The organism is Flavobacterium sp., from assembly GCF_027531705.1.
Taxonomy (GTDB): Bacteria; Bacteroidota; Bacteroidia; order Flavobacteriales; family Flavobacteriaceae; genus Flavobacterium.
Genome location: NZ_JAPZSP010000054.1, coordinates 1 through 8905, shown reverse-complemented (window position 1 = coordinate 8905; position 8905 = coordinate 1). Strand labels below are relative to the sequence as shown.

The following is an 8905-nucleotide window of genomic DNA, read 5'->3' as shown; positions in this document are numbered from 1 at the left end:
TAAATTTTGCGCTCTTTTTTTACTTTGCGTTCTTTGCTGTTAGAGAAGAAACAACTCCACTCAACAATCCATCAAAATCAAATTCAGGGTCTTCTTTTAAGCCCATTCTCACAATAACTATTTCATTGCTTGGAAAAATTGCCACCATTTGTCCTTGAAAACCACTTGCGTAAAACATGTCTTTTGGGACATTTGGGAATCTTCCGCCTGCGTTTAACCAAAATTGAGCCCCATAATTTCCGTTGGATGTATTCGTTGGTGTTGACACGTATTTTGCCCAACTTTCGTCAAAGATTTGTTCGCCGTTCCAATTGCCTTTGTGCAAGTACAATAAGCCAAATTTTGCCCAATCGCGAGTTGTTGCCCAACCATAAGACGAACCAACAAAATTCCCAGCCATATCGGTTTCAACAATAGCTGAATTCATGCCGATTTTGTCTAATAAATTGCTGTACCAAAAGTCTAAATACTCTTGATGCGTTTTGAATTGTTTTCTTAAAATTCCACTCAATAAATTGGTCGTTCCCGATGAATAATTCCATTTGTTATTTGGTTTTCCAACCAATGGTTTATTGATTTGCGATTTGGCCATATCTTCTTCAATAAACAACATTTTAGTAGCATCACAAATTTTATCATATTTCTCTTCCCATTCCAAACCAGAATTCATGTGAAGCAAATCATTTAGTGTAATTTTTTCTCGTTCGTCGTTCTTCCATTCATCAATTGGAGCTGGTTTTTTGATGTCGATTTTACCTTGTTTTTGCAAGATTCCAAATAAAGTTCCAGTAATGCTTTTCGTCATTGACCAACCTAAAATTCTTGAGTTTTTATTGAAACCATCAGCGTATTTTTCGGCAATAATTTTGTCTTTGTAAATCACAATTATGGAGCGAGTTCGCTTATTTTTTTCTACTTTTTTATCAAAAGCATTTTCAACAGCTGCATTTAATTTGGCATAATCAATGTTTGAAAAAATGGTGTCTTTTGGCTCTAAATTTCCATAAGGAAAAGGTAAATTGTTGATGGTTTTGGTTCTTTTTGGAACTTTATACTGTTTTGAAACATCAAAATCATCATTAATTAACGTTGCACCCAAACCTTCTCGGTAAATCGCTTTTCGTTCCTTTAATCCATAAACTTTTGAAGTTACAAATTGTTCAGCATCATTAATTTCGTTGGTTGCCCAATCTATTTTTTCAATATCATTATCGCCTTGTTGAATAGTTTTCAACGAACGATTGTCTAAAAAATGTCCCGAAGCCACACTTTTCGCAGAGAAACCTGAAATCAAATCAAGTTGTGGATAAATGGTAATTCTTAGATAAACTAATGCGGCAACAAGAAGAATTGCGAAGATTTTCAGAAATTTTTTCATTTGAAATGGATTTTGATGCAATTTAATAAATTTGAATTACATAAGACATTTAAGAGTATAAAAGATAGATAAAACTTATTTGACCTTGTATGACTTATAATTTTACACAAACATTCAATAATTATTAACATCTGTTTGGTAATAATCAGTTTCAATTTTATTACTTTTGTATTTAGAAAAATTCTAAATAAAGAAATGTTAGATATACAAAAGATACGAGCTGATTTTCCGATTCTTTCACAAAAAGTGAACGGAAAACCACTTGTTTATTTCGATAACGGAGCTACATCGCAGAAACCTAAAGTAGTGATTGATGCTATAACCAAATATTACGAAGAAATTAATGCTAATATTCATCGTGGCGTTCATACTTTGAGTCAATTAGCGACTGATGCTTATGAGATTTCGAGAGGAAAAATTCAAAGCCACATCAATGCTAAATTTTCGCATGAAGTGATTTTTACATCAGGAACCACTCATTCTATAAATGCTATTGCTAACGGATTTGCTTCTATTTTGAAAGTTGGCGATGAGGTTTTGGTTTCTGCTTTAGAACATCATAGTAATATTGTGCCTTGGCAAATGTTGTGCGAAAAAACTGGAGCTGTTTTGAAAGTGATTCCGATGAATGAAAATGGCGAACTGATTATGTCATACTTTGACAAATTACTTTCTGAAAAAACTAAAATTGTAACTGTAAATCATATTTCAAATGCTTTAGGAACAATTAATCCTATTGAATATATGATTAAAAAAGCGCATGAAGTTGGAGCTGCTATTTTGATTGATGGTGCTCAAGCAACACCACACTTAAAACCTGATGTTCAAGCTTTAGATTGTGATTTTTATGTGTTTTCAGGACATAAAATTTGCGGACCAACAGGTGTTGGAATTTTATATGGAAAAGAAGAATGGCTTCGAAAACTGCCTCCATATCAAGGTGGTGGCGAAATGATTGCCACTGTTTCTTTTGAAAAAACCACTTATGCCGATTTGCCACACAAATTTGAAGCAGGAACACCCAATATTGAAGGCGGAATTGTACTTGGAACCGCAATTGATTATTTGAATGAAATTGGTTTTGAAAATATTGCGGCATACGAAAACGACTTATTGGGTTACGCAACCGAAAAATTACTAGAAATTGAAGGTTTGAAAATCTTCGGAACAAGCGCAAACAAAACTTCAGTAATTTCGTTTAATATCGAAGGTATTCATCCGTATGACATTGGCACGATTATCGATAAATTAGGTATAGCAGTAAGAACTGGACATCATTGTGCGCAACCTATTATGAATTTTTATAAAATTCCTGGAACGATAAGAGCAAGTTTCGCTTTTTACAACACTAAAGAAGAAATTGATATATTTGTCGAAGCTGTTAAAAAAGCACAAATGATGTTGTCATAAAACACTAGATATGAAAGTAATTACAATGATTTTACTAACTATTTTCTTAGGAAAAGGTTGCTCACAAGAAACAAAAAATGACTTAGCAAATGCTTCAATTGAATACATTGCAAATACACGTGGATTTTATCAAAAAATTATCATTCAAAATCAAGAAGTCTCTATTTCTAATAACAGAAACGAAGAAGGAAAAGGAGTAACTACAAAAATATCTGATGCCGATTGGAAAGAATTAGTAAATGCTTTTGAAACAGTTCAATTAGATAGTTTATCAACATATAAAGATCCAACTCAAAAAAGATTTTATGATGGTGCTCCAATGGCAAAAATAAAAATCGCTTATAAAGAAAAAGAGTATGAGTCACTTAATTTTGATCACGGATTTCCGCCAGTTGAAATTGAAAAATTAGTTACCAAAATAGTTTCATTTGGAAAAGAAAACAATGACAATTAAAGAAATACAAGATGAAATAGTTGATGAGTTTTCAATGTTTGAAGATTGGATGCAACGTTATGAATATATTATCGATTTAGGGAAAGCATTACCATTAATAGATGAAAAATATAAAACCGATGACAATATAATAAAAGGTTGTCAGTCAAAAGTTTGGGTTCATGCAGAACAAAATGACGATAAAATTATTTTCACTGCCGATAGTGATGCAATTTTGACAAAAGGAATAATTGCTATTCTAATTCGAGCTTTTTCAAATCAAAAAGCAAAAGATATTTTAGAAGCAAAAACAGATTTTATAGACGAAATTGGTTTAAAAGAGCATTTATCGCCAACACGCGCTAACGGATTGGTTTCGATGGTAAAACAAATAAAAATGTATGCTTTGGCGTACAATGCTAAAAATTAAACCATATAAGAAATTTAAGGTCATTTAAGTTTAATTTCTGAAAGCTTTGGACAATGAATTTCTAAGTCTTTTATGAACTTAAATTTCTTTATGGTAAAAATTTGAATATTACATATTATGACGAAATCCTATCTTAAAGATATAGTTTATCAAGTAAATGGTGCTGCGATTGAAGTTCATAAAGAAATTGGACCAGGACTTTTAGAAAGTGTTTATCATAAATGTATGGAAAGGGAATTAGAATTTAGAGGCATTTATTTTGAAACCGAATTAATAATTCCAATAGAATATAAAGGATTAGAATTAGACGCTAATTTGAGATGTGATTTATTTGTTGAAAATCAATTAGTTGTAGAGTTAAAATCAATTGAAAAAGTATTACCAATTCATGAAGCTCAAGTTTTATCTTATATGAACTTATTAGATGTTTCTATGGGATTAATAATAAATTTTAATGTTACTAATATATTTAAAGAGGGTCAAAAAACATACGTTAATCATAATTATAGGTTATTAGAAGATTAGTTAGTTTGAACTTAAATGACCTCAAATGCCTTAAATGGTTTAAAAAAATAAAAATGGAAGAATTTAAAGATGATATCAATTTAGGAGAAAGTGTTGTTAAGGTTTTAAAAGGTATTTATGACCCCGAAATTCCTGTTGATATATACGAACTTGGTTTAATTTATGATGTAATGATTAATGAAGACAATGAGGTGAAAGTATTAATGACTTTGACATCGCCAAATTGTCCTGTTGCAGAAACATTACCACGTGAAGTAGAGGAAAAAGTTCAAAAAATCGAAGTTGTAAAATCTTGCGAAGTAGAAATTACTTTTGATCCACCATGGAGCAAAGATTTAATGAGTGAGGAAGCTAAATTAGAATTAGGAATGCTTTAGAAATAGTTTTCAGTTTTCAGTCGCAGTAATCAGTATCACTGCGACTGAAAACTGCAACTGAGAACTAATAAAATGGATGAAATTATAAATAAAGTTGCCAATTCGGTACTCGAAGTTTTCGATTTGGAAGATCATTATCCAAATGGAACTCGAACACAAATTGATATTTCGCAATGGCTTTATGAAGGGATCATTTTAAAAGAAAAAGACTTTCGTGAAGCATTGAAAAATCATGATTGGTCGCAATATGAAAATCATTTTGTTGCCATTCATTGCTCGACAGACGCCATAATTCCGGCTTGGGCAAGTATTTTAGTTACTGTTCATGCTTCTGCTTTTGCCAAAAAAGTTGTTTTAGGTAATTTAGAAACACTTGAATCTTCATTATATCAAGAAATACTTCAAAAAATAGACTATTCTATATACAAAGATAAACCCGTTATCATCAAAGGATGCTCTAAAAAACCAGTTCCTGAAAGTGCTTATGTTCTTGCAGTTCAATATTTGCAACCATTTGCTAGAAGCATAATGTACGGCGAAGCTTGTTCGGCCGTTCCAATGTTTAAAAAAGCAAAATAGCTTAAGAACAACTATATCAATTGTTTACATTTCGGATAAAATTTGTTAAAGTCAAATGTATTACTACCTTTGCACTCGAAAAATTTTAAAACAAATACTAAATGAAAAAAATTTTACTTACGGTAGCATTGGTTTTAGCCTTTAATGGTGCTCTTGCTCAAGATGCTGAAAAAGAAAATCTTAAAAAAAATGAAGCAGCAGCTTCAAGAAAAACATCTGATTTACCTGATGGCTGGAAAAAAGGAGGAACTTTCTCTTTTCTTGCAAATCAAGCAACATTCAACAATTGGTTAGCAGGAGGACAAAGTAATATTTCAGGAAACATTGGAGTTAATTATGATTTTAATTACAAGAAAAACACTTGGAGTTGGGATAATAAAGTAATTGCTGGTTATGGATTAACCAAAATAAAAGATGCAGATGTTCAAAAAACGGATGACCGTATAGAATTAAACTCTCTTTTAGGTAAAAAAGCTTTTGGATACTGGTACTATTCCGCTTTTTTTAACGGAAGAACTCAAATGGATTCTGGATTTGACAAAGATTCAGGAATTAAAACTTCTCACTTCTTATCACCAACTTTTCTACAATTTGGACCAGGTATGATGTGGAAAAAAAGTGATAATTTAAAATTCAATTTTGCACCAGCTACATCAAAATTAATATACGTTGACAAACAATTTACAGTAGCTAGTAGTTCTTTTGGTGTTGACTTAGGAAGAACCAATCGATATGAATTTGGTGCTGCCGTAAATGGGTACTATAAATTTAATTTAATGGAAAATGTTTCTGTTGAAAATATTTTAAATCTTTACACAAACTATTTAGAAGATCCTCAAAATGTTGATTTAGATTATCAATTAAATGTAGCAATGAAAATAAATAAATTTCTTTCTACTAACTTTGCTTTTCAAACTATTTATGACGACAACTCTTTTAGAGGTTTTCAAACTAGACAAGTTATTGGACTTGGTTTGAATTACAACTTTTAATTATATACATAAAAACACTAAAAAAGTCCTTTAGAAATAAACTCTAAAGGACTTTTTTTATTCTTCTTTTTCAATGGCATCTTTATAATCTGGATACAAGAATTTGTTATAAGGAAAACGAGTAATATGAATTTGCCTTACTGCTTCGTATACAGTTTCTCTGAACTCTTCAAAATTCTCTTTTTCAGTGGCCGAAATAAACAATGCGTTTTTACTGCCAACATTATGCATCCAAGTCGATTTCCATTCGTCTAAAGTATAATGTTTGGTGGTTTTTTCGGTAATTAAATCATCTTCATCAATGGTCAAATGTTTGTAGGCATCTATTTTATTAAAAACCATTATCGTTGGTTTATTATTGCTTTTAATATCCATCAAAATCTGATTTACTGACTCAATATGATCTTCAAAATCGGGATGCGAAATATCAACTACATGAAGTAATAAATCGGCTTCTCGAACTTCATCCAATGTGCTTTTGAAAGATTCTACCAATTGCGTTGGCAATTTTCTGATAAAACCAACGGTATCCGAAAGTAAAAAAGGTAAGTTTTTAATAACCACTTTTCTAACCGTTGTGTCTAAAGTTGCGAATAGTTTGTTTTCAACAAAAACATCACTTTTTCCAACAGCATTCATTAAGGTTGACTTTCCAACATTGGTGTAACCAACTAGAGCTACTCGAACCATAGCACCACGATTGCTTCGTTGAATTGACATTTGTTTGTCAATGGTTTTAATTTTTTCCTTTAACAAAGCAATTCTATCACGAACAATACGACGGTCAGTCTCAATTTCTGTTTCACCAGGACCACGAAGTCCAATTCCTCCTTTTTGACGCTCAAGGTGTGTCCACATTCCAGAAAGTCTCGGTAATAAATATTGACATTGAGCCAGTTCAACCTGCGTTCTTGCGTAAGAAGTTTCAGCTCTTTGTGCAAAAATGTCTAGGATAAGATTTGTTCTATCTAAAACTTTACAATCAAGAAGTTTTGATATGTTTTTTTGTTGAGAAGGTGATAACTCATCATCAAAAATAACGGTTGAAATTGAATTCTCTTTTACATAATAATGAATTTCATCCATTTTTCCAGTTCCCAAAAATGTTTTAGGATTTGGACGCTCCAATTTTTGCCAAAAACGCTTTATAACTTCTCCGCCAGCAGTGAAAGTTAAAAACTCTAATTCGTCTAAATATTCAACAAGTTTTTCTTCACTTTGATTTTGAGTAACGATTCCAACAATTACTGTTTTTTCAAAATTTGTCTTTTCTTTTTCTAACATAATACAATTTGAACGACAAAAATAGACATTATTAACATCATTTTGTTAAAAAAAATAACCATTCGCTACTAGAAAAAGGTATTTCATCGTATAAAAATAATTTTGTGATACAACTTTGCGATATTTTTTTATATTTGGGATTCAAAAAAATCAAACAAACAATCAAAAACCATTTTAAATTTTCATAATTATGAAAAAAATTACGTTAGTATTTATACTATTTTTTTGCACATTATTTGGTTATAGTCAAGAAGGGTTTGAAGGTTCTTCCACTTCTTTACCTGCGGGCTGGAATGCCTATCACACAGGTTCAGGAACTACTCTTTTTGCAGTTACTACCTCGGCTACAGCCGTTTGTGCAGGTTCTAACGCTGCTGTTGTTAACAGACAGAATATTGGGCCAGGCAATTCTTCAAAGGATTATTTAGTAACAAATCAGCTTACTATTCCTGCAAATGCTCAGATACGATTTACAACCCGTCAGTCATTTCAAGAAGATTTAGGAACTGTTTACAAAGTAATGCTTTCTACAAATGCTGATCCAAGTATATTGACTGCTTATGTTCCGTTAAAGTCTTACACTGAAAACGAAATGAATCCTAGTAATGAATATAATGTTTGTAAATTGCAAACAGTTGATATTCCAACAACAATTGCAGCAGTAGGTCAGACAGTTCATATTGCTTTTGTAAAAGAAGTTACAGCAACACCAACAACTTGGGGAGAGAGATGGGCGTTAGATGACATTAGTTTGGTTTCTAAATGTATGCCTACAACTAATTCATTGTTCATTTCATCTACAGCAGATAATGCAACTATTCGTTGGACAATTCCAACAGGGTCAACCACATGGAATTTAGAGTATGCAGTTTTAGGAGTTGGACTAACTTGTAACCCAACTATTTTAGGGTTGAACACAACTTCGCCAGGTATAACAGTTGCAGGAAATGTTGTGACTTGTGTTTTAAGTAATTTAGCTCCTAATACGCAATACCAATTTTCAGTTCAAAATGTTTGCGGACCAGGAAATGTGAGCGAGTGTTCGCCACCATTTAATTTTAATACTCTTAATTATGGTGCTGTTTGTGCTGATCCAATTCAAGTTACAGCTTTACCTTATCAAAATTCTGACAATACAGGAAACTTTTTAGATTTAGTAGATGTTGCTCAAGGAGCGGGTTGTGGAGCTGCACCAGCCGCTACTAATTATATGGGTGGTAATGAAGTTTTTTATAGTTACACAGCAGCAACTACTGGATTAATAAGTGTAAAATTAACTCCGACAGGACCAAACTCATCTGTGTTTATTTATGGAGCTTGTCCAGTAGGAGGAGCTTGTTTGGCTGGAGCTGCTAGTACTAATTCAACTGTAAGATTTATAGATAATTTTGCTGTAACGGCAGGAAGTACATATATAATAGTAGTTTCTTCAAGTGCTACTACACAAACTGTAGGTTATACATTAGTAATACAACAAGAAAATTGTGATCCACCAGT

The 8905-nt window shown here is 32.0% G+C and carries 10 protein-coding genes; 8 read left to right on the top strand and 2 right to left on the bottom strand.

All coding sequences use genetic code 11. The features are described 5' to 3' along the window. Positions 1–19: 19 nt before the first annotated feature. Positions 20–1378 carry a serine hydrolase gene (locus tag O9267_RS14590; RefSeq protein WP_298180864.1) on the bottom strand — a complete coding sequence of 453 codons (1359 nt, stop codon included), beginning with the start codon at positions 1376–1378 and terminating at the stop codon, positions 20–22. A gap of 195 nt (positions 1379–1573) precedes the next feature. Between O9267_RS14590 and O9267_RS14585 the strand changes: the two genes are divergently transcribed. The 7 genes from O9267_RS14585 to O9267_RS14555 all read left to right on the top strand — a co-directional run bounded on the left by O9267_RS14585 (position 1574) and on the right by O9267_RS14555 (position 6124). Then, on the top strand, positions 1574–2788 hold the full coding sequence (locus O9267_RS14585; protein WP_298180862.1) for a cysteine desulfurase: 1215 nt from the start codon (positions 1574–1576) through the stop codon (positions 2786–2788). A gap of 10 nt (positions 2789–2798) precedes the next feature. Continuing rightward, a complete protein-coding gene (locus O9267_RS14580) occupies positions 2799–3242 on the top strand; it encodes a hypothetical protein (RefSeq protein WP_298180860.1) in 444 nt (147 codons plus the stop codon). Continuing rightward, positions 3232–3651 (top strand): SufE family protein, encoded by a 420-nt coding sequence (locus O9267_RS14575; protein WP_298180858.1) that lies wholly within the window; start codon positions 3232–3234, stop codon positions 3649–3651. The genes O9267_RS14580 and O9267_RS14575 overlap by 11 nt, the downstream gene beginning before the upstream one ends. Positions 3652–3768: 117 nt before the next feature. After that, a complete protein-coding gene (locus O9267_RS14570; RefSeq protein ID WP_298180856.1) occupies positions 3769–4176 on the top strand; it encodes a GxxExxY protein in 408 nt (135 codons plus the stop codon). A gap of 53 nt (positions 4177–4229) precedes the next feature. After that, complete coding sequence (locus O9267_RS14565) at positions 4230–4553, top strand: SUF system Fe-S cluster assembly protein (protein ID WP_298180854.1); 324 nt, start codon at positions 4230–4232, stop codon at positions 4551–4553. A 72-nt stretch (positions 4554–4625) separates the two neighbouring features. Continuing rightward, the gene (locus O9267_RS14560; RefSeq protein WP_298180851.1) at positions 4626–5132 is read left to right on the top strand and encodes a DUF2480 family protein; all 507 of its coding nucleotides are present in this window, start codon (positions 4626–4628) and stop codon (positions 5130–5132) included. Positions 5133–5233: 101 nt separating this feature from the next. After that, on the top strand, positions 5234–6124 hold the full coding sequence (locus O9267_RS14555; RefSeq protein ID WP_298180849.1) for a DUF3078 domain-containing protein: 891 nt from the start codon (positions 5234–5236) through the stop codon (positions 6122–6124). Positions 6125–6181: 57 nt separating this feature from the next. Here the strand turns inward: O9267_RS14555 and hflX are convergent, their stop codons facing one another. Further along, entirely contained in the window at positions 6182–7408 is a 1227-nt protein-coding gene (gene hflX, locus O9267_RS14550; RefSeq protein WP_298180847.1) for a GTPase HflX, read from the bottom strand. Positions 7409–7598: 190 nt separating this feature from the next. On the opposite strand from hflX, the gene O9267_RS14545 reads away from it, so the two are divergent. After that, a partial coding sequence (locus O9267_RS14545) for a choice-of-anchor J domain-containing protein (protein WP_298180845.1) occupies positions 7599–8905 on the top strand: 1307 nt, incomplete at its 3' end.